This window comes from Litchfieldia alkalitelluris, from assembly GCF_002153425.1.
Classification (GTDB): domain Bacteria; phylum Bacillota; class Bacilli; order Bacillales; family Salisediminibacteriaceae; genus Evansella; species Evansella alkalicola.
Window position 1 is genome coordinate 1686479 of sequence record NZ_KZ119600.1, and the last position, 26480, is coordinate 1712958.

Here is a 26480-nt window from a genome sequence, read left to right on the forward strand (position 1 = left end):
AAATAATGGGACAACGAACACATTCATGTGGTGAAATACTAGAACATTTAATTGGAGAGGAAGTATGCTTACAAGGTTGGGTGAAGAAACGTCGTGATTTAGGACAGGTTATCTTCGTAGATCTTCGTGATCGTTCTGGCCATGTACAGGTTGTCTTCAATGGTGAAGAGAACCCTGAAGCTCTATCAGTTGGAGAAAAAGTAAGAAATGAATTTGTAATCGAGATAAGAGGGAAAGTAGTTGCTAGAGAAGAAAGCAATGTGAATGACAAAATTCCAACAGGAAAAGTGGAAGTAATTGTTAATCATATTGAAATTTTGAATGCAGCAAAGGGACTACCATTCTTAATTGAAGATGATGTGGAGATTTCTGAGGATGTTCGATTAAAGTATCGCTATCTCGACCTACGTCGTCCAAAAATGTTTGAAACGATGAAATTACGTCATAGAGCTACTAAAATGATACGTGATATTTTAGATGAAAATGAGTTTATGGAAATTGAAACGCCAATGTTAACAAAAAGTACACCAGAAGGGGCAAGGGACTACTTAGTGCCTTCTAGGGTTCATCCAGGGGAATTTTATGCATTACCGCAATCCCCACAATTATTTAAACAAATGTTAATGGTATCTGGATTTGAACGATATTATCAAATTGCAAGGTGCTTCCGAGATGAAGATCTTCGAGCAGACCGTCAACCTGAATTTACACAAGTAGATATTGAAGCTTCGTTTCTAGGTAAAGAAAATCTACTTTCGATGATGGAACAAATGATGGCAAGTCTTGTAAAAGAATTAAAAGGCATTGATGTGCCAACACCTTTCCAAAGGTTAACGTATGAGGATGCTATGAATCGTTTTGGATCAGATAAACCAGATACTAGATATGGAATGGAATTAGTGGATATATCCAAAGCAGTACAAGACAGTGATTTTAAAGTGTTTGCAAATACAGTTAAAAATGATGGTGTCGTTAAGGGGATCTGTGTCAAAGGTGTAGCTGACAACTATTCTCGTAAGGACTTAGACGGTCTTGGATCGTTTGTAGAAGTATACGGTGCAAAAGGGTTAGCTTGGCTTAAAGTGGAAGAAGGAAATACTTTAAAAGGACCTATTGCAAAATTCTTTAATGAAACGGAAGCAGCTACACTATGCTCAGCCTTTGAAGCTAATGCAGGTGATGTCCTGTTCTTCATTGCTGATAAAAAGAGAGTTGCTTGGGATGCTCTAGGAGCTCTTCGTATTAAGTTTGCGAAAGAATTAAATCTAGTTGATTATAATGAATTTAATTTCCTATGGGTAACTGAGTTTCCGCTCCTATCGTATGATGAAGATGCAGAACGTTATGTTGCAGAACATCACCCATTCACACGTCCTGTGAAGGAGGATGAAGAATTACTAGAATCAGCACCAGAAAAAGTAAGGGCAGAAGCTTACGATCTCGTGTTAAATGGTTATGAATTAGGTGGAGGTTCGCAGCGTATTTATGAACGTCCATTACAAGAGAAAATGTTTAGTGCATTAGGATTTACTCTGGAAGAAGCAAAAAGTCAGTTTGGTTTCCTTCTAGACGCTTTTGAATACGGTACCCCGCCACATGGTGGTATTGCACTAGGTCTTGACCGTCTAGTAATGATTCTTGCTGGTAGGAGTAATCTCAGGGAAACAATTGCGTTTCCAAAGACAGCAAGTGCTAGTTGTTTACTTACAAATGCACCAAGCGGCGTAAGTGATGCACAACTAAAGGAATTACATTTGAATGTTGTACCAAAACAAGAAAAAGAATAATTTAGAATGAGTTATAAACGAGAGGCTGTACCAAAAGGTGTATTATTCTTAGAAAAGCCGAACAAACAAAAAGGTCACTATTGCTTATACATCGCTTCACAAATATACTTCGCTTTCCGCGGGCGGCTGGTGAGCCTCCTCGACTCTTTGCGTCTGTGGGGTCTCACCCCTGCCTTCTATCCCGCAGGAACGAGCGTTGCTTCACGAATATGCTTCGAGTTGCCTCGACGGATACGCTTCGTAGCTCATGCTCGCAGAGGAAGAGGCACTTCGTATATTTGCTACGCTTTAATAATTATTGTTCGTCTTTTCAATTAAAACTTTTACTTTGGGACAGGCTCTTTTTAAATAATTTTTAAAAAAAGGTTTTTATTTTATATTTTTGGGAATTATATTAGTAGACAGCTAATAAATACCCATATGATGCCTATTGAATTCTACCAACAAATCATATAAAATTTAATTAAAGCGATTACATTTTAAGAGTCCTGGGGTGCGCGTCATAACTCTAAGTTTTGAGCCAACACTTCAACATTGGGAGTTTTTTGTTTCATGATGGAAGACAAGCCTCTACATAATTTTTGAGGAAGTCAGAAGTGATGAACCGAACACCCACCTGCCTAGGCAGGTTCAAAGCAAGGATGATAAACGGCACTCATGGGACTCTTATTACTAGCACCTTATTAGGTGTTTTTTTGTGTCTGCCTTTAAAACAAAAAAGCAAGCCCCACTTTGAGGCGTGCTTTTTATTTTGCTATTTTTTCTAAGTTTCCATTCTTGTCCATCTTAAAAGCAGGAGCATTTCGATCCTCAGGATCCTCTTCTAAGATTGCCATTCTTCTTGCTCGATTCATAATTTGGATAATGGATTGATAGTCTTCCTCTATTGTTTGATGTTCCTCTTTTAATTTTGCTAGTTTTTCCTCTAAGTCAGACACTTTTTCTTTCATACGTTCATTTTCCATCTTTAATCCTTCATTCTCTTGTTTCAACAGGCTGTCTTGTCTACCTTTTTCGTTCATGTTTTGTAAAAATAGAATGACATCATTTAATGTCATCTCATTATTACTCATGGAAACAGTACTTTCTTGACGAATTGGTACTTGTGGGGCAGGCTGATAAACTGACTGTGCTTGCGGTTGAGACGTGAATGAAGCTGGCTTTGCAGCCTGAGCCATTTGGCGTTTTCTATCCTTACGATGTCTTTTTGCTAGTTTTATTGCGTCCTCATATTTGTCTCTTACTACTGCATTCCAGCGAAAACCACATGCTGCAGATGTACGGTTTAATGCGTCCCCAACTTCGTCAAATGCTCGTAATTGTGTTCCGCCTTCCCTTATATGCCGCAGCACGGTTTCTGCTAGTAATAGATCATCCTCTTCTGACCATGCATCTTGTCTTACTTTCATTTTCTCCAACCCTTTCTATTCATAAACTTTTAGTAATTAATTTGTTTATTACTAAGATGGACAGGGTTGGAAAAAAATATACCAACATATTAAAAAGTTCATAGGATTTTAGATGTCAATAAAAGTTTGTCAGAAAAAGATTGATCTAATAGACTTATCCTTTATCATGAGATTTTCTTTGGACAAAGTAATCCAATCGTTTCTGTACTGTCTTTTCATACCCATTTTCTGAGGGCTTATAAAATTTTCTTGAAACAAGATGGTCTGGGAGATACTGTTGAGGAACATAATGATGCTCGTAGTTATGCGGATATTTGTAACCTTCACCATGACCTAACCTTGAAGCCCCTTTATAATGAGAATCTCGTAGGTGGATAGGGACAGTACCTGTCTTTTCCTTTTCCACAACTTGTAGTGCATCATCGATACCCAAGATAACGCCGTTACTTTTAGGGGCAGTAGCTAAATAAAGTGCTGCCTCTGCCAGTGGTATTCTTGCTTCTGGCATTCCGATAAAGTCTACTGCATGGGCTGCAGCTTGTGCAATTAGTAATGCATTAGGATCTGCTAAACCAATGTCTTCTGCGGCATGCACATATAACCTCCTTGCAATAAATCTAGGATCCTCGCCTGCATAAATCATTTTCGCTAGCCAATATAATGTAGCGTCTGGATCTGAACCTCGGATACTTTTAATGAAGGCAGAGATAGTGTCATAATGTTGATCTCCAGACTTATCATATTGCAATACCCGTTTTTGTATGGAAGCTTCTGCAGTAGGTAAGTCTATATAGATTGTTCCAGTTTCGTTTGGATCGGTAGTTAATATTGCTAGCTCTAAAGCATTGAGTGCTGTTCTTGCATCACCATTAGCAACATCTACTATATGATTAATAGCCTCTTCATTAAATGAAATATCATAGTTTCCAAAGCCTCTCTCAGAGTCGGTTATGGCAACATCGATTACTTTTCTTAAATCTTCACTAGATAGAGATTCCAATCGAAATAACCTAGATCTTGAATTAAGGGCGGGATTAACTTCAAACATTGGATTTTCTGTTGTGGCTCCGATTAAGATGACTGTTCCGTCCTCCACAAAAGGTAAAAGTGCGTCCTGTTGTCCTTTATTAAAACGGTGTATCTCATCAATAAAAAGTACCGTTTTTTCTTGCTCATACTTTAGACGTTCTTTCGCGCGGGTAACAACTTCTTTAATATCCTTTATACCAGCTATAACAGCATTTAATTGTTCGAAATGGGCGGAGGTAGAGTTTGCAATCACCTTTGCCAATGTTGTTTTTCCTGTCCCAGGTGGGCCATAAAAAATCATTGGTGTAAGTCGATCTGCTTCAATGGCACGTCGAAGTAAGGTGCCTTCTCCAACAATATGCCCTTGTCCTATTACTTCATCAATGGTCCGTGGTCGCATGCGAGCTGCCAGGGGACCTTTTGGTGTTTCTTTATTATTACTGTTGGTCATATCAAAGAGATCCAACTTATTTCCTCCTTTAATTAACACTTCAAGTTACAAAGATTTTGTGACTTTAGGGTTATTTAATTGCTTTATATAACAATCGTAGTTAAAATTTAGAGAAACATTTCATCCATTTTTATTATAAATGTTTATTCCATATGGGTAAAATGAGTTGCAAGGAATATTCTTTGTCTATAGCAACAATATAGGCATGATGGTATAATTGCTTTAAACATTCAGAGTAATCTTATAGTATTATAGGTACTTATTTTATTTTACTATAATCTCTTAATTATTATAATATTTTGCAAGGGAGTCGGGTAAGTGGAGAGAGTAAAACAATGGAATAAAAATAGCTCTCTATTTAAATGGGGCATATTTTTAATAGGGTTAATAATCATGAGTTTTGGAATTGCACTTACCATTTTAGCTGACTTAGGCAGTGCCCCTTGGGATGTTCTTCACGTGGGCTTAACACAGCAGGTTGGTTTGACAGTAGGAAGCTGGACGATAATAATGGGTTTTATCGTATTATCTAGTGCAGCTATCTTAACGAAGGAATTTCCTAAATTAGGAGCCTTCCTTAATATGATCTTAGTAGGTGTATTTGTAGACATATTTTTGTTTGTATTTTCAACACCTGTATCACTCCTTGGTCAAGGAGTAATGTTAATAGCTGGTATTATCATTACGGGCTTTGGTATCGGGGTATATATTTCCCCACAGTGTGGTGCAGGACCGAGGGATAGTCTGATGCTTGCTGTCTCACAGAGAACGAAGCTATCTGTGGCACAAGTCAGGTTTATAATGGAGGTCTTTGTTTTGACCATTGGATGGTTTCTCGGAGGACCAGTATTTGTAGGTACCATTTTATTTAGTCTCACGATAGGACACGTTACAGGAATATCATTATCATTGTGTCAAAATTGGATGGATCGGAGAATGGAAAGAGGGGTTAAAGTTGAAAATATCCACTAAAGGTAGATACGGTTTAACTATTATGATGGCATTAGCAAAAAAATACGGAGAAGGTCCAATCTCATTAAAGTCTATTGCAAAAGACTATAACTTGTCTGAGCATTATTTGGAGCAACTAATTGCACCATTAAGAAATGCAACCTTAGTAAAAAGTGTTAGGGGAGCATATGGTGGATATATGTTATCAAAGCCACCTGAAGATATAACTGCTGGCGACATCATTAGAGTTTTAGAAGGACCAATTAGTCCTGTTGAAGTGGTGGATGATGAAGAACCAGCAAAACGTGATCTTTGGATTAAAATTCGAGATGCAGTGAAGAATGTTTTAGATAGTACAACATTAGCTGATCTGGCAAATTATGAAGATAAAGGTGACCAGGAGTACTATATGTTTTATATTTAGTCGAAACTATATATAATTGGAGGAAAGTGGGGAGCTTTTAATTCAATAGTCCTCACTTTCTTTACGATGTAAAATAGAAGGTGTTAAAAATGAATAGAATATATCTTGATCATGCTGCTACTTCACCCATGCACCCTGACGTTTTCGAATCAATGAAACCATATTATGAGTCTGTGTTTGGTAACCCGTCTAGCATCCATCATTTTGGTCGTGAAGCTAGAAGGGCTCTTGACGAAGCAAGAGAGTATATTGCTAAATCAATTGGGGCTTCTTTTGAAGAGGTTGTATTTACAAGTGGCGGTACAGAAGCGGATAATATGGCAATTATAGGTTATGCATTGGCAAATGAAAATAAAGGTAAACACATGATTACGACAAAGGTTGAACATCACGGAGTACTTCATACTTTTGAATTTTTAGAAAAACAGGGGTTTGAAGTAACTTATGTTGATCCTGATGAATCAGGCAGAGTGTCTGCTGATGCTATTAAGGAGTGTCTGACCGAAGACACCATCCTAGTTTCATGTATGTATGGGAATAATGAAGTAGGAACAGTACAGCCAATTAAGGAAATTGGAGCGATACTAACTGATCATCAAGCTGCTTTCCATACTGATGCGGTACAAGCTTTTGGTCTGGAAACAATCGATGTGAAAGAGCTGAAGGTAGATTTTCTGGCCGTATCGGCACATAAAATTAATGGTCCAAAAGGGATTGGCTTTTTATATGTAAAAAAGGGTAAGAATCTTACACCACTTCTCCATGGTGGAGAACAGGAAAGAAAACGCCGCGCAGGTACGGAAAATGTTGCAGCAGCCGTAGGGTTTAGAAAGGCTGTGGAAATCGCGACCATGGAACAGGAAAAAAGAAAAAACACATATGATGCATATCGTAAAAGAATCCTCGAAATCTTCCATGAAGAGGACATTCAGTACACGTATAATGGCAGTAGTTCCTACTATTTACCTCATATTCTAAATGTAAGCTTCCCAGGATTAAATGTAGAATCAATTTTAACTAATTTAGATTTAGATGGTGTAGCAGTATCTAGTGGCTCGGCATGTACTGCAGGCTCTATTGATCCTTCTCACGTACTAACAGCTATGTTTGACGATATTTCGAGAAGTCATTCGGCTATTAGATACAGTTTTGGCTATGGCTTAACGATGGATCAAGTGGAAGAAGGGGCTCGTCGGACTGCAAATGTAATTAAACGATTGATTAAATAGAAGAAAGGGGGGATTACTCTTGATGACAACCAAAGAGCGAGAAGACACTCGTGTAGTAGTTGGAATGTCTGGTGGGGTGGATTCATCGGTAGCTGCTTATTTATTAAAGGAGCAAGGCTATCAGGTAATAGGAATCTTTATGAAGAATTGGGACGATACGGATGAAAATGGTGTATGCACAGCAACGGAAGATTATAATGATGTGATCCGTGTTTGTAATCAACTGGATATCCCTTATTATGCTGTTAATTTTGAAAAAGAATATTGGGACAAAGTGTTCACTTATTTTCTAGATGAGTATCGTGCTGGTAGGACACCAAACCCAGATGTTATGTGTAACAAGGAGATTAAGTTTAAAGCCTTTTTAGACCACGCCATGACATTAGGTGCTGACTATGTAGCAACAGGTCATTATGCTAGAATTCAACGTGATGAAAGTGGTGGCGTACAGCTGTTAAGAGGAGTAGATGATAATAAAGATCAAACTTACTTCTTAAACGCCTTGAGCGAAGAACAATTAAGTAGGGTTTTATTCCCAATTGGAGAAATAGAAAAGCCAAGAGTTAGGGAAATAGCGAAAGAGGCTGATTTGGCTACTGCTACGAAAAAGGATAGCACAGGTATATGTTTTATTGGTGAAAGGAATTTTAAAGAATTTTTAAGCCAATATTTGCCTGCTCAACCAGGGGAAATGAGAACATTAGAAGGTGAAGTAAAGGGTCAGCATGATGGACTGATGTATTACACATTAGGCCAACGTCAAGGCCTAGGAATTGGTGGAGCTGGAGAGCCATGGTTTGTACTAGATAAGGATTTAGAAAATAATGCTTTAATTGTTGGCCAAGGTTACCATCACCCTGCATTATATTCTGAAGGCTTGATTGCAAAAAAAGTGAATTGGATCAGTAATCATGGATCAGGTGACTCCTTCCACTGTACAGCTAAATTTAGATACCGCCAAAAGGATCAAGGGGTTACAGTGACGAAATTAGATAATGACACTGTACAAGTAACGTTCGATGAACCAGAAAGGGCAATTACGCCTGGTCAATCCGTTGTATTTTATGATGGTGACGTGTGTTTAGGTGGCGGTGTCATCGACAAAGCACTTAAGAAACTTGGGCAATAGTGTTTAACTGGAATGTACAGATCAATTGCTTATAAAATGCGCTTCGGAAATATACTTCGCTTTCCGCGGGCGGCTGATAAGCCTCCTCGATGCCTTTGCATCTGCGGGGTCTTATCCCTGCCTTTAATCCCGCAGGAGTCTTCGTATATTTCCTCCGCTAAGGTGATGCATCGCTGTTCTTTCAGATAAACACCTATTATCCAACCTTCTTAGGTGAATTACAAGGAGCGTTAAATGAATGGATAAAAATAAATTAGCAGTTTTAGAGATGGAAAAGGGAAATGTTGAGGAAGCGGCTAAGCTGTTAAATGAAGCCATTGAAGAAAATCCAGGAGATGCAATCTCGTATGTGAATTTTGGGAATTTATTAGCTGCTGTTAAGGAAGAGGAACGTGCAGTTGTATTCTATGACAAAGCTATTGAACTAGATGAAAGTTTAGCAACTGCTTATTATGGTAAGGGGAATGCTTTTTTTAACCAAGAGAGGTATTTAGAAGCGATTGATTCCTACCAGGAAGCCCTAAACAAAGGACTGACTGAAGGGGATGTCTACTATATGTTAGGTATGAGCTTTTACAATCAAGGCGATTTAACAAGGGCCCTTCCAAGTTTGCAGCGTGCTGTTGAAATAAATCCAGAGGATATAGAGGCGAATTTCCAATACGGCTTAACGTTAGCACAACTAGAGCAAGTGAATGAAGCAGTTAAGGTTTTTAACAAAGTTATTGAGTTGGATCCTGAACATGCAGATAGTCACTTTAACTTAGGTGTAGCATACTCGTTTCAAAATGAATTTGAAAAATCTCTTGAAATGTTCAATAAAGCATTGGAGATTCAACCTGATCATGTGTTAAGTGCTAATGGTAAAAAGCAGGTAGAAAAGTTATTGTCAGAGTGATTGGAGTGGAGGTTCCATGGATGAAGGAGTACGTCCTGAAAGTGAAAAGGATTTTATTAAAGGTGAATTAGCCCATCTTATTTTTCATAATGAAGATACTCTTTATACGGTTGCAAAAATTAAGCTAACAGAATCCTCCACTCCGATTGATGATAAAGAAACAACAATTGTAGGGATGATTCCGAAACCTGAATATGATGTAACCTATTTATTTCATGGTTATTTTACTGAGCACCCTCGATTTGGAAAACAGTATAAAGTAGAGCAGTTTCGCAAAGTCATACCTGAAACAGAGCAGGGGATAATTCTATATTTATCTAGTGATCGATTTCCTGGCATTGGTAGGAAAACGGCTGAGAAAATAGTAGATTCGTTAGGAAAAGACGCCATTTCAATGATTATTCAAGATCGGTCAGCACTAGATACCATTCCAGGTATAAAGCAGAGTAAAGCCGAGGAAATATATCAAAAGCTACTAGATGACCAAGGCATTGAGCAAGTGTTAATGCGTTTATATGAATATGGATTTGGATTACAGTTGGCCATGAAGGTTTTTCAGACCTATAAAATGGACGCCTTGAGGGTGATTGAAGAAAATCCATATCAGATGACAGAGGATGTCGTGGGGATTGGTTTTCAAAAGGCAGACATGATCGGTCGAAAACAAGGATTAACTGGAAATCACCCAGATAGGATAAAAGCTGCGATTATTTATACATTATCTGAGAACTCCCTTAATGAAGGACATGTTTTTGTTTTTACCGAAACAATTGTGACCGATGCGAAGGAACTACTTGAGGCTGGTGGGGGAGAAGAAATCTCTGCCTTGGACATTGCTGATCAAGTGATTGCCCTAGGTGATGAAAAGAAGGTAGTCATTGAAGAGAATAGAATGTACCTCCCTTCTTTATGTTTTGCAGAACAAGGAATTGCAACGAATATTAGACGTTTGATAGAAAATGGAAGAGAACCTGATCACTTTCCAGAATCTGAGTTTTATAAGGCCCTAGGAAACGTGGAAGAAAAGTTAGGTATTAGTTATGCGAAATCTCAGCAGGAAGCAATCCAGGAAGCTATTAAGTCACCAATTATGATATTAACAGGTGGACCAGGTACTGGGAAAACGACCGTTATTAAAGGTTTAATTGAAGTTTTCGGAGAACTAAATGGGATCTCAGTTAACCCTGATGATTATAGCAAGAAGGATAAGTTTCCTGTGTTGATGGCTGCTCCTACAGGTAGAGCTGCAAAAAGAATGAGCGAATCTACAGGTCTTCCTGCGTCAACCATACATCGATTATTAGGCTTAAACGGGACAGAAGATACAACGGATGAGGACTACCATGCTGAGCAGCTAGATGGGGAATTAATTATTCTTGATGAAATGTCCATGGTAGATACATGGCTAGCTAATCAGTTGTTCAAATCAATCCCAAATACGATGCAAGTAGTGTTAGTGGGAGATGAAGATCAGTTACCATCTGTAGGACCAGGTCAAGTACTCGCTGATTTATTAGCTTCAGGCAAAGTACCATCAGTTAAGCTGACTGATATTTACCGACAGTCTGAGGGCTCTAAAATTATTGAATTTTCCCATCAAATTAAAGGTGGCGAGCTACCTGAAAAAATAGATAAAGAGAGTAAAGATTTGCGGTTTTTTCCTTGTGTTCAAACGGACGTGCCAGAAGCTGTAAAGCAGATTTGTGAGAGCGCAATGAAGCGTGGTTTTACGGCTAAGGAAATACAAGTCTTAGCTCCTATGTATCGAGGGGTTGCTGGAGTAGAAAACTTAAATGATATGCTTCAAAAATTATTTAATCCTCCATCAGATCAACGACGAGAAGTTCCTTTTGGAAATGTTGTTTATCGTGTAGGTGATGTGGTCTTACAGTTAGTAAATAATCCTGAGGAAAATGTTTTTAATGGAGATAGGGGCGAGATTGTAGCTATCTTCTTAGCAAAAGAAAATACAGATAAAGAGCTAAAGATTGTGATTTCCTTTGATGGTATCGAAGTAACGTATACGAAGCCTGATTTAGCTCAAATTACCCATGCTTATTGTTGTTCTATTCACAAATCCCAGGGGAGTGAATTCCCAATCGTAATTATGCCTGTAGTAAAAGGGTATTATAGAATGTTACGAAAAAAATTGATATATACAGGAATTACTCGGGCAAAGGAATACCTTCTACTATGTGGTGAATGGTCAGCTCTTGAAATGGCAGTAACAAATAATAATGACTTAATGAGACATACGACACTTAGAGAAAAATTAGATTATATAATGATGGAAAAAGAATACTTGTATGAAAATGATGGTGTTTCCCAAGACTAATGACCAAATGAAGGAGTGATTCCTTTTGCGGTCATTAAAAAAAGTTAAGGGAACGCCTGTTTTTTTTGAGAAGAAAAACAAATATATAGGCAAAATTACGGATCTAATTTTAACGGAAAGGGAAGCGGCAGTTCAAGGCTACTGGGTCCATGATCATCGTTGGTGGTCAAAAAAGCACTTTCTTCCCCTTGATAAGATAGCTGATGAAGATGGAAATGGTGTATATGTGAAGGAAGGAACAACTTTAAAAACAGTATATAAATTTAATAAAAGGTTTGTAGATGGAAGTGGACATTCTTTCGGTAAGACGTTAAGAGAAAAGGACGGCTCTATCATTGGAATCATAGAGGACGTATATTTTCTACCAGATTCGGGAAAAATTGTAGGGTATGAAATATCGGAAGGATTATTCTCTGATTTAAAACATGGTATAAAGGTCTTTAAACCACAATCACCATTAATAGAGACAGAGGAATCCTTCGTCGTAAAATAAACGAGTCTGGAGGATTTTAAAATGATGCGCTGTCCAAATTGTAAAGGGAAAGATATAGGGAAAATTGGGACAAACCAATATTATTGCTGGAATTGCTTTATTGAATTATCAATTGTAAACGGTCGATTTTGTTTACATCAAGTGGAGATGGACGGTTCCTTAAGCTCCCTAGATGACCTCTTCGAAGAAAATGAAAGACAAGTTAATGTAGAGTAGTTTGATCTAATTCCAAATTGCCAGAGGGACTTCAAATGGAAGGGCCCTCTTTTTTTCCAATCTAAATTAGGGAGGGACTATTATGCAGCAACGCTTAACGCCCTGGATCATTAGATTATCTCTTATTCTTCTATGTGGTCTTGTGTTGTACATGTTCTTTCTTATCCTATCCTATATGAGACCATTTTTTGAAATTGTTTTAAGGATAATTGTCCCTTTCTTTGTTGCAGGTCTAATCGCATATGTTTTACATCCCATTGTAGAAAAGCTTTCAAAAAAAAATATCCCTAGGCCTATCTCGATATTAATCATTTACACTTTGTTTTTAGTCTTTTTTATATGGATTTTGTTTAAAGGAACGCCATACATAATGGAAGAAGGTCAGGAGTTCATTGAACACATGCCTCAGATGGCAGAAACTTATGCTAGTTTTGTTAACACAATTCATGAACAAGCGGAAGTGCTACCATCTACATTTCAAGATCGAGCGGAGCAATGGCTACAAGCAGGCGAAGCATATATAGCAGAATCCTTAACAAAGGTTGGTGGGTTTCTGAGGCAGTTAATGGATTGGATGTTAATCTTAATAGTTATTCCGTTTTTGGTGTTTTACTTGTTAAAAGATATGATGCTTGTGAGAAAAGTTTGTTGGTACCTAACCCCTAAAGCTTTTAGGGAAGAGGGGGAAAGGCTAGTTAAGGAAATAGATGAATCGTTAGGTGCTTATATTAGGGGGCAATTACTTGTTTGTATAGCAGTAGGTATATTAGCGTACATCGGCTTTATTATTATTGACATGCCTTACGCTTTGCTTTTAGCTGTGTTTATTGGTCTAACTAATGTTATCCCTTATTTTGGTCCTATTATTGGAATGGTACCTGTTGTTTTTATTGCCTTAACGGAGTCTTTTCAACTAGTGATATTTGCAGTGATAGTCACATTCATCGTACAGATTGTTGAAGGAAATATTTTAGCTCCAATTATTGTAGGTAAAAGCCTACATATGCACCCTGTACTCATCATTTTCGCCTTAGTGGTGGGGGGAGAGGTGGCAGGGGTAATTGGTTTAATCTTGTCTGTCCCCATATTAACAGTACTAAGGGTAATCTTAATCCATTTACGTAGAATAATTAGGGAAAGAAAGGGCGTCTATTATTGACAAACGTATTTCTAATTTCTATAATGACATCAGTAGAATTTTCATAATTAACTAATTTGATGACGGAATTGAATCCTTAAAGTCCCATCTATAATATGTTTGTGGTTGCAACATTCAGAGAGGAATTTCCATGGCTGAGAGAAATTCTAGATGAAGGTTAAGGATTAGCTACTCCTGAGAGCAGGCAAAAACCTGCCGGTACACGACCGTTATTCGTGCTGAAGGTGGCAACAGTATGTTGTGTATTTTACTGTTGTAACCAGGGTGGTACCGCGTGAGTTTACTCTCGTCCCTGTATTAGGGATGGGAGTTTTTTGTATTTCATCAAATACTACAGCTACTACTGGGCACAAAGTTATCTATGGGAAAGATTCTGTTATATTGAAAATGAGATTAGGGAGGATACAAGATGAAAAAACTATCGTCTGCTGAAGTTAGACAAATGTATTTAGATTTTTTTAAAGAGAAGGGGCATGACGTGGAACCTAGTGCTTCACTGGTTCCACATGATGATGCATCATTATTATGGATTAATAGTGGAGTAGCAACGTTAAAGAAATATTTTGACGGCCGTGTTATCCCAGAAAATCCTAGAATCACAAATGCTCAAAAATCTATTCGTACAAATGATATTGAGAATGTTGGTAAGACTGCGAGACACCATACTTTTTTTGAAATGCTAGGGAACTTTTCCATAGGTGATTATTTCAAAAAGGAAGCCATTCATTGGGCATGGGAATTCTTAACCAGTGACAAATGGGTCGCGTTTGAGCCTGAGAAGCTATCAGTAACCATTTACCCAGATGATGATGAAGCCTTTGAAATTTGGCATAAGGAAATTGGGTTACCTGAAGAAAGAATTATTCGTTTGAAAGAGAACTTTTGGGATATAGGAGAAGGCCCTTGTGGTCCCAACACTGAAATCTTCTATGACCGGGGGGAAGCTTTCGGTAATGATCCAAATGACCCAGAAATGTACCCTGGTGGAGAGAATGAGCGTTATTTAGAAATTTGGAATCTTGTTTTTTCTCAATACAATCATAATTCCGATGGTAGTTATACACCACTTCCGAAGAAAAATATTGATACGGGAATGGGACTAGAGCGAATGGTTTCTGTCATTCAGGATGCACAAACTAATTTTGATACAGATTTATTCGTTCCAATTATCGAGGCAACAGAACAATTTGCAAATGAACGTTATGGTAAAACAGAAGATACAGATACGGCATTTAAAGTTATTGCTGACCACATTAGAACAGTTACTTTTGCAGTATCAGATGGAGCCCTACCTTCTAATGAAGGACGAGGTTATGTATTAAGAAGGCTCTTACGCCGTGCCGTTCGTTATGCAAAACAAATTGGAATAGATCGACCCTTCATGTATAATTTAGTCCCAGTAGTTGGGGGGATTATGAAGGAGTTCTATCCTGAAGTACAGGAGAAAGAAGAGTTCATTCAAAAGGTAGTAAAAAATGAAGAAGAAAGATTTCATGAAACATTAAACGAAGGCTTAAACATCTTGCAAGGTGTAATAGATCAAGCTAAGAAAAATAACATTCAATTAATCAGTGGTGAAGATGTTTTTAAACTTTATGATACGTATGGTTTCCCAGTTGACTTAACAGAGGAATATGTTCACGAAGCTGGATTAAATATTGATAGAGCTGGTTTTGAAGAGGAAATGAAAAAGCAAAGAGAACGGGCACGTGCTGCTAGGCAAGATTCGGGATCCATGCAATCACAAGATGAGACTTTAGGTAAAATTACAGAAAAAAGTGAATTTCTTGGCTACGATGTACTTGAAATTCCGTCTGTTATCAAAGCTATTGTGAAAGATAAGGAACTTGTAAGAACAGCGTCTGTTGGCGATACGGTACAAGTCATTGTTGACCGAACACCTTTCTACGCTGAAAGTGGTGGGCAAATTGCAGATAAAGGTACCTTTAGAAACGAAGATACTGAACTGCAAGTCCTAGATGTTCAAAAGGCTCCAAATGGCCAAAACCTTCATACGGTTGAAGTGGTAAAAGGATCACTAGATTTGGAAATGACTTTTTCGGCCAAAGTAGATTCGAAAAATAGAAAAGGGGTTATTAAAAACCATACGGCTACTCATTTGTTACATCAGGCATTAAAGGATGTATTAGGAGAGCACGTAAACCAAGCTGGATCACTTGTATCAGAGGAGAGACTCCGCTTTGACTTTTCTCATTTTGGTCAGGTTACGGAAGAAGAACTTGAAAAAATTGAGAAAATCGTTAATGAAAAAGTATGGGATGGTATTTTAGTAAACACGATGTACAAAAGCTTGAACGAAGCAAAGGAAATGGGTGCGATGGCACTATTTGGTGAAAAATACGGAGAGACAGTCCGAGTTGTTCAAGTAGGGGAGTATAGTTTAGAATTATGTGGAGGATGCCACGTTAATAATACTGCTGAAATAGGATTATTTAAGATTTCCTCTGAAGGAGGAATAGGTGCCGGTGTTCGTCGAATAGAAGCTGTTACAGGCAAAAAGGCGTATGAACTGATGAACGACCAAGTAGATGTTCTAAAAACTGCTGCAGAACGTTTAAAGTCTAAAGTAAAGGACGTTCCACTACGTATTGAACAACTTCAGAAGCAATTGAAGCAAACAGAAAGGGAAAACGAATCACTGTCAGCTAAATTAAGTAATTTAGAAGCAGGAAATATCCTAAATGAAGTGGAAGAGGTTGAAGGAATAAAACTACTTGTGAAACAAGTGAATGTATCTGATATGAACCGTTTACGTCAAATGGCAGATTCTTTAAAAGAAAAGCTTGATTCAGGTATTCTCGTTCTTGCTTCGGTTAACAATGATAAAGTAAATATTGTGACGAGTGTTTCGCAGGATTTAGTGAAGTCAGGCCATCATGCTGGTAAAATAGTGAAAGAAGTTGCAACTCGCTGTGGTGGTGGGGGCGGAGGACGCCCTGATATGGCACAGGCCGGCGGAAAAAATCCTGAGCAGCTAGGAGAAGCATTGAAAATAGTTCCTGATTTAGTAAAAAGAAATTACTAATTCTTTCTTATTCGTGTACAATAAGGAAAAAGGCATGTCTAATTTATATCTTTGTTATTGTTTATTGTCGCAGGAGTTTCGCGCTTATAGCAATTAACAACAATCCTTTATCATTTCTTTTTAGAAAGCCGATTAGTATAAGCATTGGTTCCCAGTTCCTGTCATTTTTTGCAAACATGGAGAGAGGTGTTTTTCTATGAGTTCAATGGATAATACAATGAAGTTTAATTTTAATGACGATTCTTTAGATGAAGATGTAAAAGAAATATTACTGACAGTTTACTCTTCTCTAGAAGAAAAGGGCTACAATCCGATAAACCAGATTGTTGGCTACTTATTATCAGGCGACCCTGCCTATATTCCCCGTCATAATGATGCCCGTTCACTCATTCGTAGAATTGAAAGGGACGAAATTATTGAGGAATTAGTGAGGTCTTATCTTTCTCAACATGAAAAGGTGTAGCAATGAAAGTTTTAGGATTAGATGTTGGCACGAAAACGATAGGCGTTGCTGTTAGTGATGCATTTGGTTGGACTGCTCAAGGTTTAGAGACAATAAAACGTGGTCATAATGAAGAAAAGGATTTTGAACGTCTTCAAGAAATTATTAAAGAGCATGAAATCAGTACTATCGTTGTAGGTTTACCCAAGAATATGAATGGAACAATCGGACCAAGTGGTGAATTGTGTCAGGAATTTGCGGAAAAGCTTAATAATATAACTAATATTAAAGTAGATTTATGGGATGAAAGGTTAACGACAGTTGCTGCTGAAAGAATGTTAGTATCAGCAGATGTGAGCCGTAAAAAGAGAAAAAAAGTGATTGATAAGATGGCTGCTGTTATGATTTTACAAGGATACTTAGATCGTAAACAATAGAGCAAACTATTATAGTCAGAAGGAGGTATTATGGTGCAAAAGTATGATATTAAACGCCCTGAAGCAGATGAAGATCGAATTATTATCCCGGATGAAAATGGTGATGAACATCTCTTTGAAATACTGTTCACCTTTGATGTGGATGAAAAAGGGACATCATATATGGTTTTAGTTCCAGGTGGATCTAATGAATCTGACGATGATGAAGTGGAAGTTACAGCATTTAGATATGAGGAACCAGATGGGGAAGATCTATCCCTCTACCCTATAGAAACCGATGAAGAGTGGGATATGGTTGAAGAATTACTAACAACTTTTACAGAAGAAGAAGACGAAGAATGATAGCAAGTAGGCTGTTGGGTTAATTCCAACAGCCTTTTTATTTTCAACCTAGTTGTGCAACTAATTTGCATAAGGGGCTATGTCTACATAAATATTTGGTTGAATTTAGAATTTTAGTTTATAGTAAGCTTGCAATAATTAATTGGCTTTTCCATTAGGAATAGTTGTATTATAATAGTTTTTAGTGACAAAATCTGATGATTGACTTAAAATGTCAAATGGTTCGACAAGAAACATCGAAATTATTGGTTTATATAGTATAATAGATGGATGGAAGGGGGAACTTTGTTTTGTCAATGGAAAAGAATGATAAAAAAGAGAAAAGAGAAACGAAGAAAAAAATAAATAGGGAAAAATTAGTAGAAAAGCAAAAAGAAGCGAGTGTAGTTCGACGAATTGTCTTTGTCTGCTTAATGATAATCTTATTAGCTATATCTGGTGGTGCTTATGCTGCATATAACTATGTTGTATCAGCCATTGGTCCTGTGGATGAAGAGGATGATACGATTGTAGAGGTTTCGATTCCAATTGGGTCGACGAGTACTAGTATCGGTAATATACTAGAAGAAAACGGTGTAATCAGTAGTGCAGATATATTCCGTTTATATGTAAGGTTTACAAATGAAAGTGGGTTTCAAGCAGGAGACTATGAACTAACTAAAGCCATGCCAATGGATCAAATTATTGATGAGTTAAAACAAGGTGCCGTATATTTAGATTACAATTTAACTTTTACAATCCCTGAAGGAAGATGGCTTGAAGAAGCAATACAAATTATTGTTGAAGAAACTAATTTAGAAGAGGAAGATTTAGTGGAGACACTAAATGATGAAGAATACCTTCAAGAATTAATTGACAGGTATGCCATGTTAGAAGATGTTATTCTAGATGATGAAATACGATGGCCTCTTGAGGGATATTTATTCCCAGCTCGTTATGACTTTGTAGAAGAAGAGGTAGAGGCTGAGCAAGTAATTCAGACGATGCTAGACCGTACTGCTGCAATCTTAACGGCAAATGGTGCAGGAGAATCGGAATATACCTATCATGAAATATTGACTATGGCGTCAATTGTTGAAGGTGAGGCTCGGAATGATGAGGAACGGGAAAAAATCGCAGGTGTCATCTTTAACCGTTTAACGGCTAATATGCGACTTGAAATGGATCCAACTGTAGGCTATGCCCATGGGGAGAGATTTTCTAGAACCTTAAATGAGCACTTGGAAATCCGATCTCCGTATAACACTTATCATGTACATGGAATTCCAATTGGCCCTATTAACAGTCCAGGAGAGGCATCTATAAGAGCTGTACTAAACCCAATGGTTCATGATTATTTATTCTTCTATCATGCACCAAGTGGAAATGTATACTTCTCCGAGGATTTCGAAGAGCATAATAGGGCAATACAGCAATATAGATAAGCTATAAAAGAAAGAGAATGTGATTATTCGCATTCTCTCTCCTTTTATGTTAAAATATATCGATCAAAGTTTTAGTGGATCAAATAGATGGTAAAAGGGCTGCCAAAGGAGGCGCTTTTTTTATGGACATACAAGACTATATAGCATCATTAATACCTATTGGAAACGACCCTTTCATAGAAAGAATAGAGAAGTATGCATCTGACCATAACGTTCCAATAATGGAGAAGACTGGTCTACACATGTTATTACAGATATTAGAGTTGCACCAGCCGAGAAACATATTAGAGATAGGCACTGCAATTGGCTATTCAGCTATAAAAATGGCTCAAAGTCTACCTGCTAACATCGTAACAATTGAGCGAGATATTGAGCGTTTGAAAATAGCAAAGGAAAATATAACGGAAGCAGGCTTACACGAACGTATAAAAGTAATAGAGGGAGATGCACTTGACCTGCAAGATGAAGTATCGGCTTTTGCTCCTTATGATGCAGTTTTTATTGATGCGGCAAAAGGACAATATGAGAAATTCTTTCAACTGTATGAGCCGATGATTTCTACAGGAGGCTTAGTTATCTCTGATAATATACTTTTTAAAGGGATGGTAGCAGGTGAGGTTCCATCACATAAACGTATTGAGGGTATGGTGCAGAAACTGAGAAGCTATAATGAAAAATTAATGAGTGATCCTCGGTTTTCATCTATGATTTATCCGATAGGTGACGGTGTATTAGTTAGTATAAAAAAAGGTTAAAAAGAAGGTGAAGTTAATGAATAAACCTGAATTATTGGTTACTCCCACTTGTGTAGAAGACATAGAGTCTATTGTCCATGCAGGGGCAACAGCCATCATGATTGGAGAAGAGCGTTATGGACTTCGATTGGCAGGAGATTTTAATAGAACGCAAGTAGAAGAGGCAGTAAGAATAGCACATAAGAATCATGTGAAAGTATACGTTGCTATGAATGCGATTTTTCACAATGACCTGCTTCCAGAACTTCCAGATTATATAAAGTTTTTAAATGATATAAAGGTGGATTCGATAGTATTTGGAGACCCTGCAGTATTAATGGCGGCAAGAGAGGTAAGTCCAGATTTACCTATTAAGTTTCATTGGAATACAGAAACAACAGCAACGAATTGGTATACAGCAAATTATTGGGGAAGAAAAGGGGCATCTAGAGCCGTCCTAGCTCGAGAACTCAATATGGACTCCATTATTGAAATAAAAGAAAATGCAAAGGTTGAAATAGAAGTACAAGTCCACGGAATGACATGTATGTTTCAATCTAAGCGTACATTAATTGGGAATTATATGGAGTTTCAAGGTAAAGATTTAAAGGTAGAAGGTCGTAGTAAAGACCGTTCGTTGTTCTTGCATGATCCAGAGCGGGACGCAAAATATCCTATCTGGGAAGATAAAAATGGAACACATATTATGAGTCCAAAGGATATCTGTATTATTGATGAATTAGAAGAGATGATTGACGCAGGGGTAGATTCCTTTAAAATCGATGGTATTTTAAAAGACAGTGAATATATTCAAAAGATTACTGCCCTTTACCGAGAAGCTATTGATTTATATTTAACTAACCCAGATGAGTATGACGATAAGAAGGAGTATTATATTGAGACGGTTAAGTCATTACAACCACCTAACCGTGATATTGACACTGGTTTCTTCTTTAAAGAAACAGTTTATTAATAAGGAGTGATAGCGATGGGTACAGAAACAATTGCAACAAAAACAGCAGAGGGTAAACGTATTATCGTGAAAAAGCCTGAGCTATTGGCTCCAGCAGGTAATCTTGAAAAACTTAAGATTGCGGTTCAATATGGAGCCGATGCTGTATTTATTGGAGGAAGGGAATTTGGACTCCGTTCGAATGCTGATAACTTTTCTATTGAAGAAATGGCTGAAGGTGTTCAATTTGCTGAGAAGTATAATGCAAGAATATATGTTACAACTAATATCTTCGCCCATAATGAAAATATGGATGGATTGGAGGAATATCTCCAAGATTTAGAACGAGTTGGGATTTGGGGAATTATTGTAGCTGATCCCCTTATCATTGAAACATGCAAAAGCGTGGCACCAAAGCTTGAGGTTCATTTGTCCACACAGCAATCCTTGTCCAACTGGCAGGCAGTAAAGTTTTGGAAAGATGAAGGACTAGAGCGTGTGGTTTTAGCACGAGAAGTTGGACTTGAAGAGATGCTTGAAATGAAAAAAAATGTGGATATTGAAATAGAAACTTTTATTCATGGAGCAATGTGCATTTCTTATTCGGGTCGATGTGTGTTAAGTAACCATATGACTGCTCGTGATTCTAACCGTGGTGGTTGTTGCCAGTCATGTCGCTGGGATTACTTCCTGTATGCAGAGGATAGTAAGGATACTACCTCAAACAAATCAGTAGAAGAAGTGAAACTATTTGATAATGATGATGCACCTTTCGCAATGTCACCAAAAGATTTGAATTTAGTGGAAGCTATTCCTAAGCTGATTGAAGCAGGGATTGATAGTCTAAAAATTGAAGGTAGAATGAAATCTATCCATTATGTTGCTACTGTTGTTAGTGTGTATCGAAAAGTAATTGATGCCTATTGTGCGGATCCAGATAATTTTAAAATAGATCCTGAGTGGCTTAAGGAGTTAGCAAAATGTGCTAACCGTCCGACAGCTCCCGCTTTCTTTGAGAATACACCAGGTTATCAAGAGCAACTTTTTAGAAATCATAGTCAAAAAACGACGTTTGACTTTGCTGGTCTTGTGTTAGACTATGATGCAGAGACAAGCATGGTTACCCTTCAGCAAAGAAACCATTTCCGCCCTGGTGATGAAGTGGAATTCTTTGGCCCTGAGATCAATAACTTTTCTCAAACAGTAGATAAAATTTGGGATGAGGATGGAGAAGAGCTTGATGCAGCACGCCATCCATTACAAATTGTTAAATTCAAAGTGGATAAGCCTGTATACCCTAATAATATGATGCGAAAGGAAACACCGTAAATGAGTAAAAAACCAATTATTATCGGAGTTGCAGGGGGCTCTGGTTCAGGAAAAACGACAGTAGCAAATGAAATCTATTGTAAGTTTCGCAACCAGGATATCCTAATGATTGAACAAGATTCATACTATAAAGATCAAGCCCACCTGCCAATGGAGGAAAGACTAAAAACTAATTACGACCATCCATTAGCCTTTGATAATGACTTATTATTGTCCCATTTGCAGTCGTTAGTAAACAGATTAACGATTCATAAGCCTGTCTATGATTACGCCAATCACACCCGCTCAAGTGAAGTGGTCGTTGTGGAGCCACGTGATGTAATTATTTTAGAAGGAATCCTTATTTTGGAGGACGAGCGCTTACGTGATATGATGGACATTAAGTTGTTTGTGGATACGGATTCTGATGTACGTATCATTCGACGCCTTATTAGAGATATTAAAGAACGCGGAAGAACGATCGATTCTGTCATTGATCAATATACAACTGTTGTTCGCCCTATGCATTTACAATTTATAGAACCAACGAAACGATATGCTGATGTAATTATCCCTGAAGGGGGTCAAAATCAAGTTGCGATCGATTTAATGGTAACAAAAATAAAAACTGTTCTTGAAGAAAAGGCAATTTTGTAATAGCATAAGAGAAGTAAATATATAACAATAGAAACGGCACGTATTTTTTGAATCAATATGAAATAGTAAATCAGCGTCCCAACAACCGTATTCCTTATCACAACAGAAGGGAAGAGGAAACTGTTGGGCGCTGACATTTATATAATGGCTATGTTTAGGGTCATGCAACTCAGCACTGACGAATAAATGAGCCAATATAATACTGAATTATTCATTTTTTTTTATATTCTTCATATGGTGCAAATAAATACCGTTTCTGAAAAAACTATCTTACAAAAATAAAGAAGTAGACGGAGTGCTGACAAACTACATATGTAAGCGCTCACTAACGTTACTTTGAACAGGTTGAAGGAGTGAAGGACAATGACAGAAGAAAAACATTATATGACTTTAGAGGGGAAAGCGAAGTTAGAAAAGGAACTTGAAGTATTAAAAACTGAAAGAAGAAAAGAAGTGGTTGAACGTATAAAGGTTGCACGTAGCTTTGGGGATCTTTCTGAGAACTCTGAGTACGACTCTGCTAAAGAAGAACAAGCCTTCGTGGAAGGACGTATCAATCAATTAGAAAAGATGATTAGAAACGCTGAAATTATTTCAGAAGATAACTCTGATCCATCGACAGTTTCTTTAGGTAAAACTGTAAAGTTTAAGGAGTTACCAGATGGAGAAGAAGAACTATACACGATTGTAGGACGTGCTGAAGCGGACCCTATGGAAGGGAAAATTTCAAATGATTCTCCAATGGCCCAAAGTCTTATGGGTAAAAAAGTAGGCGAGAAAGTTTCCGTATCAACACCTGGTGGAGATATGGAAGTAGAGATACTAGAGGTAAAATAAAATATGTACTTTAACCCTTATGTAGATTCCGCTACATAAGGGTTTTTTTATATTGTGAAATGCTTCAATAAATTTTATTGACATAATCATACTAATCTATATACACTGTATATATACGTTATACACAGATGTGTGCACAGTTATGGTAACTTGATCAAGGAAAGTGTTCACCTGTAACGTTTTTAGTGTATTTAATACATTAAAACGACAATCTTTTAGAAAACACCCCAACAAAAAAAGATATATTTATGAGGTGATGATATGCTATGTGGATACACTTAAATGACGAAGATGCCCGCCCCTTATATGTACAGGTGAAGGAGCAGCTTATAAGAGAGATACTTAATGGTTCGTTACAACCTGGTGAAGAGCTTCCGTCGATTCGAAGGTTAGCCAAGGAAGCTCGGACAAGTGTGATTACCGTAAAACGGGCTTATCAAGATTTAGAGCAGGAAGGCTATATTTTTACAAGGGCAGGCAAAGGCAGTTATGTGAAGCTACAGTTAGATGATGAACGTAAGAATATGAAGAAGAGACAATTCAAAGAAAAAACAGACGAGTTATTGGTATTTGGGAAGCAGCTCCATTTGTCAAACGATGATATGAGGCAAATTATGAGAAAATGCTTGGAAGAGGGGGAGAGGTAGGATGACATATCATTTGGAAGTATGGCAAGGCATGACTAACTATAGAAGGTTTCAATTAGGTCCGATAGACCTTCAAATACCAAAAGGGATGATAACTGCTGTGATAGGAAGAAACGGTGCTGGAAAAACCACAATGTTGAAAGGTTTATGTGGCCTTCCACCATTTCAAAAAGGGAAAGTATATTATCGTGGTGTAGAAATTGATTTTTTAGATCCGACCATTCGAAAATATATGACATACATATCAAATGACATCCAAATGTACAGTGATTTTACCGTAAATCAGGCTATTGAGTTTGTTGCAAGTTTGCATGAAACATGGGACGAAGACTGGTTTCACTTGTGGCTAACTAAATTTAAAGTAAGGACGGATGTACAGATACACGAGCTTTCGAAAGGGATGAAAATGAAACTTAATCTTCTCTTCGGACTGGGACATCAACCCAAGATAGTTTTATTAGATGAGCCTACGGACGGTTTAGATAGTATTTCTAGACAGCAATTCTTTGATTTACTACAAGCTTATATTGCTGATAATAATTGTTCTATTATCATTTCCACTCACTATACAAAGGACGTTGAAGGAATATGTGATCATGTCGTATTTATGCGTGACGGCCAGGTAACTGAATATGGGGAAGTGGAAGAGATCAGACAAAATTATCGACTCTTCTCCCTGCCACCAAATGAGATGATTCATGAAAGAGAAGGTGTAATTGCTATTACTACAGGCGTGGAGACAAAAGGGGTTGTATTAACAGAATTAGTAGACACTCTTCCTGAAAACGTAGTAATTAAAAAGCCGACCCTTGATGATATATTTCTATACGTCGTTGAAAATGGGGGAGATGTATCTTGAAACTAAAAGCATTAATAAAGAGAGATTTATTATCTACAAAAAATGTTTGGCTGTTTGTAATGCTAGTTAAGCTTGCAGTTTGGGGATTTATTTTTTATTTAGTTTTATTTCAATCACTCGATATTGGCCAGTTGATTTTTATTCCTTTGTTGAGTAGTGCTTTTTTAGGATATGGATTAGTTTCTCATGTGAATCGTGTGGAGGATTTAAATAGGGTAAATGAACGTATGCTTCAAGCTCCTATTAAAGGAGATACGTTAATACTTTCAAGATACTTTTCAAGTTTCCTTCTAGTATTCATTTTATTAGTGATAAACTTCTTTTTAGGTGTGGTTGTACATCTCTTTTCTGGAGTTGGAGGAAATAATTTTGTAGAATTGGGCATTACTGCATATTTTAATGTCATTACTTTTCTTGTGATTATTATGATCTCAGTTTACCTACCTTTTTATTTTGCGAAAAATAGTAATGTTGCTACATGGGCAATAAGGATAGTTACAGCTTTCTATATTTTCTACATTTTAGTATTGCCACCATTGTATTTTAATTGGGTTCATGAATTAACAATACCGAATTTATTCCAAGAGAAGATGGGCAGTTTTTTATTACCTATTACGATTGGAATATTAATTATGTCCTATTTTATTGCTGTTTGGTGTTACAAATTAAGGAAGTTAAACAAAAATAATATTCTTCCAATTACTTTGTTTGTTCTTACTATCTATATTTCTTTTACTATAGCACTGGTTATGGCTGAGTCTTGGACTATTAATGAAATAAGAATATCGCTGGAAGAAATAGAAGTGGAAGATGTCATTATTGATAGCTATTTTTATGAGGACGTTGAAGAGTATAATGTTTTTATAGAATTTGACTTAACTACTGACCATTTGGATGTAGATCGTTACTGGACAACATATAGTGACGTTTTCGTACAAGTGCATGTCTCTGGACAACCAGAGGAGTTACTTGGGTTGAATGGTTTTGGAGTACGACTTGTTGACTTGTTAAATTCTTATCAGGATGAATTCTATACATATCAGACAAATGCTCCAAACTGGCTGACAAAGGAAGAACACGACTTTCTTATGAATAATTACAATGGGGATGATTTTCAATTCTTGCTACAAAGTAAATGGCTATTTGATGGAGAAAAAGAATTACAATGGATTAATGAATAAATCAGTGAATATATTAGTTGGTTGGAAGATTTTTCTTCAGTGAAAATACATGAATGACAGACAAAGAATAAAAAGTAATCTCGAAATTTATATTTGCATAGATT

General features: G+C 37.2%; 25 protein-coding genes and 1 other RNA gene. 24 read left to right on the forward strand and 2 right to left on the reverse strand.

All coding sequences use genetic code 11. From position 1 onward, the window contains the following. The first annotated feature begins 5 nt into the window (after positions 1-5). Together aspS and ssrS are read left to right on the forward strand one after the other, a co-directional pair. Positions 6-1787 (forward strand): aspartate--tRNA ligase, encoded by a 1782-nt coding sequence (gene aspS / locus BW724_RS07860; RefSeq protein WP_088074705.1) that lies wholly within the window; start codon positions 6-8, stop codon positions 1785-1787. A gap of 482 nt (positions 1788-2269) precedes the next feature. Next, positions 2270-2455: non-coding RNA, 6S RNA (gene ssrS, locus BW724_RS07865), on the forward strand. Positions 2456-2533: 78 nt separating this feature from the next. On the opposite strand, the gene BW724_RS07870 is transcribed toward ssrS, so the two are convergent. Further along, positions 2534-3196, reverse strand: coding sequence for an RsfA family transcriptional regulator (locus BW724_RS07870; RefSeq protein WP_088074706.1), 663 nt, complete (start codon positions 3194-3196; stop codon positions 2534-2536). Between the two features lie 154 nt (positions 3197-3350). After that, on the reverse strand, positions 3351-4691 hold the full coding sequence (locus BW724_RS07875; RefSeq protein WP_088074707.1) for an AAA family ATPase: 1341 nt from the start codon (positions 4689-4691) through the stop codon (positions 3351-3353). A gap of 303 nt (positions 4692-4994) precedes the next feature. Between BW724_RS07875 and BW724_RS07880 the strand changes: the two genes are divergently transcribed. From BW724_RS07880 to BW724_RS07985, 22 genes are all read left to right on the forward strand, one after another. Continuing rightward, the gene (locus tag BW724_RS07880; RefSeq protein WP_088074708.1) at positions 4995-5648 is read left to right on the forward strand and encodes a YczE/YyaS/YitT family protein; all 654 of its coding nucleotides are present in this window, start codon (positions 4995-4997) and stop codon (positions 5646-5648) included. After that, positions 5632-6051: a cysteine metabolism transcriptional regulator CymR gene (gene cymR / locus BW724_RS07885; RefSeq protein WP_088074709.1), complete on the forward strand. Its 420-nt coding sequence runs from the start codon at positions 5632-5634 to the stop codon at positions 6049-6051. The genes BW724_RS07880 and cymR overlap by 17 nt, the downstream gene beginning before the upstream one ends. A gap of 89 nt (positions 6052-6140) precedes the next feature. After that, entirely contained in the window at positions 6141-7280 is a 1140-nt protein-coding gene (locus BW724_RS07890) for a cysteine desulfurase family protein (protein ID WP_088074710.1), read from the forward strand. Positions 7281-7302: 22 nt separating this feature from the next. Further along, positions 7303-8409, forward strand: coding sequence for a tRNA 2-thiouridine(34) synthase MnmA (gene mnmA, locus BW724_RS07895; RefSeq protein ID WP_088074711.1), 1107 nt, complete (start codon positions 7303-7305; stop codon positions 8407-8409). Between the two features lie 238 nt (positions 8410-8647). Continuing rightward, positions 8648-9307, forward strand: a complete 660-nt coding sequence (locus tag BW724_RS07900; RefSeq protein ID WP_088074712.1) for a tetratricopeptide repeat protein — start codon at positions 8648-8650, stop codon at positions 9305-9307. Between the two features lie 16 nt (positions 9308-9323). Next, positions 9324-11642 (forward strand): SF1B family DNA helicase RecD2, encoded by a 2319-nt coding sequence (locus BW724_RS07905; RefSeq protein ID WP_088074713.1) that lies wholly within the window; start codon positions 9324-9326, stop codon positions 11640-11642. Between the two features lie 25 nt (positions 11643-11667). Next, the gene (locus BW724_RS07910) at positions 11668-12135 is read left to right on the forward strand and encodes a PRC-barrel domain-containing protein (protein WP_088074714.1); all 468 of its coding nucleotides are present in this window, start codon (positions 11668-11670) and stop codon (positions 12133-12135) included. A 21-nt stretch (positions 12136-12156) separates the two neighbouring features. After that, a complete protein-coding gene (locus BW724_RS07915; protein ID WP_088074715.1) occupies positions 12157-12351 on the forward strand; it encodes a hypothetical protein in 195 nt (64 codons plus the stop codon). Between the two features lie 82 nt (positions 12352-12433). After that, entirely contained in the window at positions 12434-13510 is a 1077-nt protein-coding gene (locus BW724_RS07920; protein WP_088074716.1) for an AI-2E family transporter, read from the forward strand. 409 nt (positions 13511-13919) lie between these two features. Then, positions 13920-16556: an alanine--tRNA ligase gene (gene alaS / locus BW724_RS07925; RefSeq protein WP_088074717.1), complete on the forward strand. Its 2637-nt coding sequence runs from the start codon at positions 13920-13922 to the stop codon at positions 16554-16556. 196 nt (positions 16557-16752) lie between these two features. Next, positions 16753-17019 carry an IreB family regulatory phosphoprotein gene (locus tag BW724_RS07930; protein WP_088074718.1) on the forward strand — a complete coding sequence of 89 codons (267 nt, stop codon included), beginning with the start codon at positions 16753-16755 and terminating at the stop codon, positions 17017-17019. 2 nt (positions 17020-17021) lie between these two features. Then, positions 17022-17435, forward strand: a complete 414-nt coding sequence (ruvX, locus tag BW724_RS07935; protein WP_088074719.1) for a Holliday junction resolvase RuvX — start codon at positions 17022-17024, stop codon at positions 17433-17435. 33 nt (positions 17436-17468) lie between these two features. Then, on the forward strand, positions 17469-17777 hold the full coding sequence (locus BW724_RS07940; protein ID WP_235848924.1) for a DUF1292 domain-containing protein: 309 nt from the start codon (positions 17469-17471) through the stop codon (positions 17775-17777). A 296-nt stretch (positions 17778-18073) separates the two neighbouring features. Then, the gene (mltG, locus tag BW724_RS07945) at positions 18074-19201 is read left to right on the forward strand and encodes an endolytic transglycosylase MltG (RefSeq protein ID WP_088077764.1); all 1128 of its coding nucleotides are present in this window, start codon (positions 18074-18076) and stop codon (positions 19199-19201) included. Between the two features lie 122 nt (positions 19202-19323). Next, positions 19324-19956 carry an O-methyltransferase gene (locus BW724_RS07950; RefSeq protein WP_088074721.1) on the forward strand — a complete coding sequence of 211 codons (633 nt, stop codon included), beginning with the start codon at positions 19324-19326 and terminating at the stop codon, positions 19954-19956. 16 nt (positions 19957-19972) lie between these two features. Continuing rightward, the gene (locus BW724_RS07955) at positions 19973-20908 is read left to right on the forward strand and encodes a peptidase U32 family protein (protein WP_088074722.1); all 936 of its coding nucleotides are present in this window, start codon (positions 19973-19975) and stop codon (positions 20906-20908) included. A 15-nt stretch (positions 20909-20923) separates the two neighbouring features. Then, positions 20924-22216, forward strand: coding sequence for a peptidase U32 family protein (locus BW724_RS07960; RefSeq protein ID WP_088074723.1), 1293 nt, complete (start codon positions 20924-20926; stop codon positions 22214-22216). Then, complete coding sequence (udk, locus tag BW724_RS07965; RefSeq protein WP_088074724.1) at positions 22217-22852, forward strand: uridine kinase; 636 nt, start codon at positions 22217-22219, stop codon at positions 22850-22852. A gap of 363 nt (positions 22853-23215) precedes the next feature. Continuing rightward, positions 23216-23689, forward strand: coding sequence for a transcription elongation factor GreA (gene greA, locus BW724_RS07970; protein ID WP_088074725.1), 474 nt, complete (start codon positions 23216-23218; stop codon positions 23687-23689). A 266-nt stretch (positions 23690-23955) separates the two neighbouring features. Continuing rightward, positions 23956-24336 (forward strand): GntR family transcriptional regulator, encoded by a 381-nt coding sequence (locus BW724_RS07975; RefSeq protein ID WP_088074726.1) that lies wholly within the window; start codon positions 23956-23958, stop codon positions 24334-24336. Position 24337: 1 nt separating this feature from the next. Next, positions 24338-25195, forward strand: a complete 858-nt coding sequence (locus BW724_RS07980) for an ABC transporter ATP-binding protein (protein WP_088074727.1) — start codon at positions 24338-24340, stop codon at positions 25193-25195. Then, the gene (locus tag BW724_RS07985) at positions 25192-26376 is read left to right on the forward strand and encodes an ABC-2 transporter permease (RefSeq protein ID WP_176371343.1); all 1185 of its coding nucleotides are present in this window, start codon (positions 25192-25194) and stop codon (positions 26374-26376) included. The genes BW724_RS07980 and BW724_RS07985 overlap by 4 nt, the downstream gene beginning before the upstream one ends. Positions 26377-26480 lie beyond the last annotated feature (104 nt).

Bases quoted from the DNA above. Each gene is read 5' to 3' on its own strand.
- aspS (WP_088074705.1), top strand. From the start codon at position 6: ATGGGACAACGAACACATTCATGTGGTGAAATACTAGAACATTTAATT.
- BW724_RS07870 (WP_088074706.1), bottom strand. From the start codon at position 3,196: ATGAAAGTAAGACAAGATGCATGGTCAGAAGAGGATGATCTATTACTA.
- BW724_RS07890 (WP_088074710.1), top strand. From the start codon at position 6,141: ATGAATAGAATATATCTTGATCATGCTGCTACTTCACCCATGCACCCT.
- mnmA (WP_088074711.1), top strand. From the start codon at position 7,303: ATGACAACCAAAGAGCGAGAAGACACTCGTGTAGTAGTTGGAATGTCT.
- BW724_RS07900 (WP_088074712.1), top strand. From the start codon at position 8,648: ATGGATAAAAATAAATTAGCAGTTTTAGAGATGGAAAAGGGAAATGTT.
- BW724_RS07905 (WP_088074713.1), top strand. From the start codon at position 9,324: ATGGATGAAGGAGTACGTCCTGAAAGTGAAAAGGATTTTATTAAAGGT.
- BW724_RS07915 (WP_088074715.1), top strand. From the start codon at position 12,157: ATGATGCGCTGTCCAAATTGTAAAGGGAAAGATATAGGGAAAATTGGG.
- BW724_RS07920 (WP_088074716.1), top strand. From the start codon at position 12,434: ATGCAGCAACGCTTAACGCCCTGGATCATTAGATTATCTCTTATTCTT.
- alaS (WP_088074717.1), top strand. From the start codon at position 13,920: ATGAAAAAACTATCGTCTGCTGAAGTTAGACAAATGTATTTAGATTTT.
- BW724_RS07930 (WP_088074718.1), top strand. From the start codon at position 16,753: ATGAGTTCAATGGATAATACAATGAAGTTTAATTTTAATGACGATTCT.
- ruvX (WP_088074719.1), top strand. From the start codon at position 17,022: ATGAAAGTTTTAGGATTAGATGTTGGCACGAAAACGATAGGCGTTGCT.
- mltG (WP_088077764.1), top strand. From the start codon at position 18,074: ATGGAAAAGAATGATAAAAAAGAGAAAAGAGAAACGAAGAAAAAAATA.
- BW724_RS07950 (WP_088074721.1), top strand. From the start codon at position 19,324: ATGGACATACAAGACTATATAGCATCATTAATACCTATTGGAAACGAC.
- BW724_RS07955 (WP_088074722.1), top strand. From the start codon at position 19,973: ATGAATAAACCTGAATTATTGGTTACTCCCACTTGTGTAGAAGACATA.
- BW724_RS07960 (WP_088074723.1), top strand. From the start codon at position 20,924: ATGGGTACAGAAACAATTGCAACAAAAACAGCAGAGGGTAAACGTATT.
- udk (WP_088074724.1), top strand. From the start codon at position 22,217: ATGAGTAAAAAACCAATTATTATCGGAGTTGCAGGGGGCTCTGGTTCA.
- greA (WP_088074725.1), top strand. From the start codon at position 23,216: ATGACAGAAGAAAAACATTATATGACTTTAGAGGGGAAAGCGAAGTTA.
- BW724_RS07975 (WP_088074726.1), top strand. From the start codon at position 23,956: ATGTGGATACACTTAAATGACGAAGATGCCCGCCCCTTATATGTACAG.
- BW724_RS07980 (WP_088074727.1), top strand. From the start codon at position 24,338: ATGACATATCATTTGGAAGTATGGCAAGGCATGACTAACTATAGAAGG.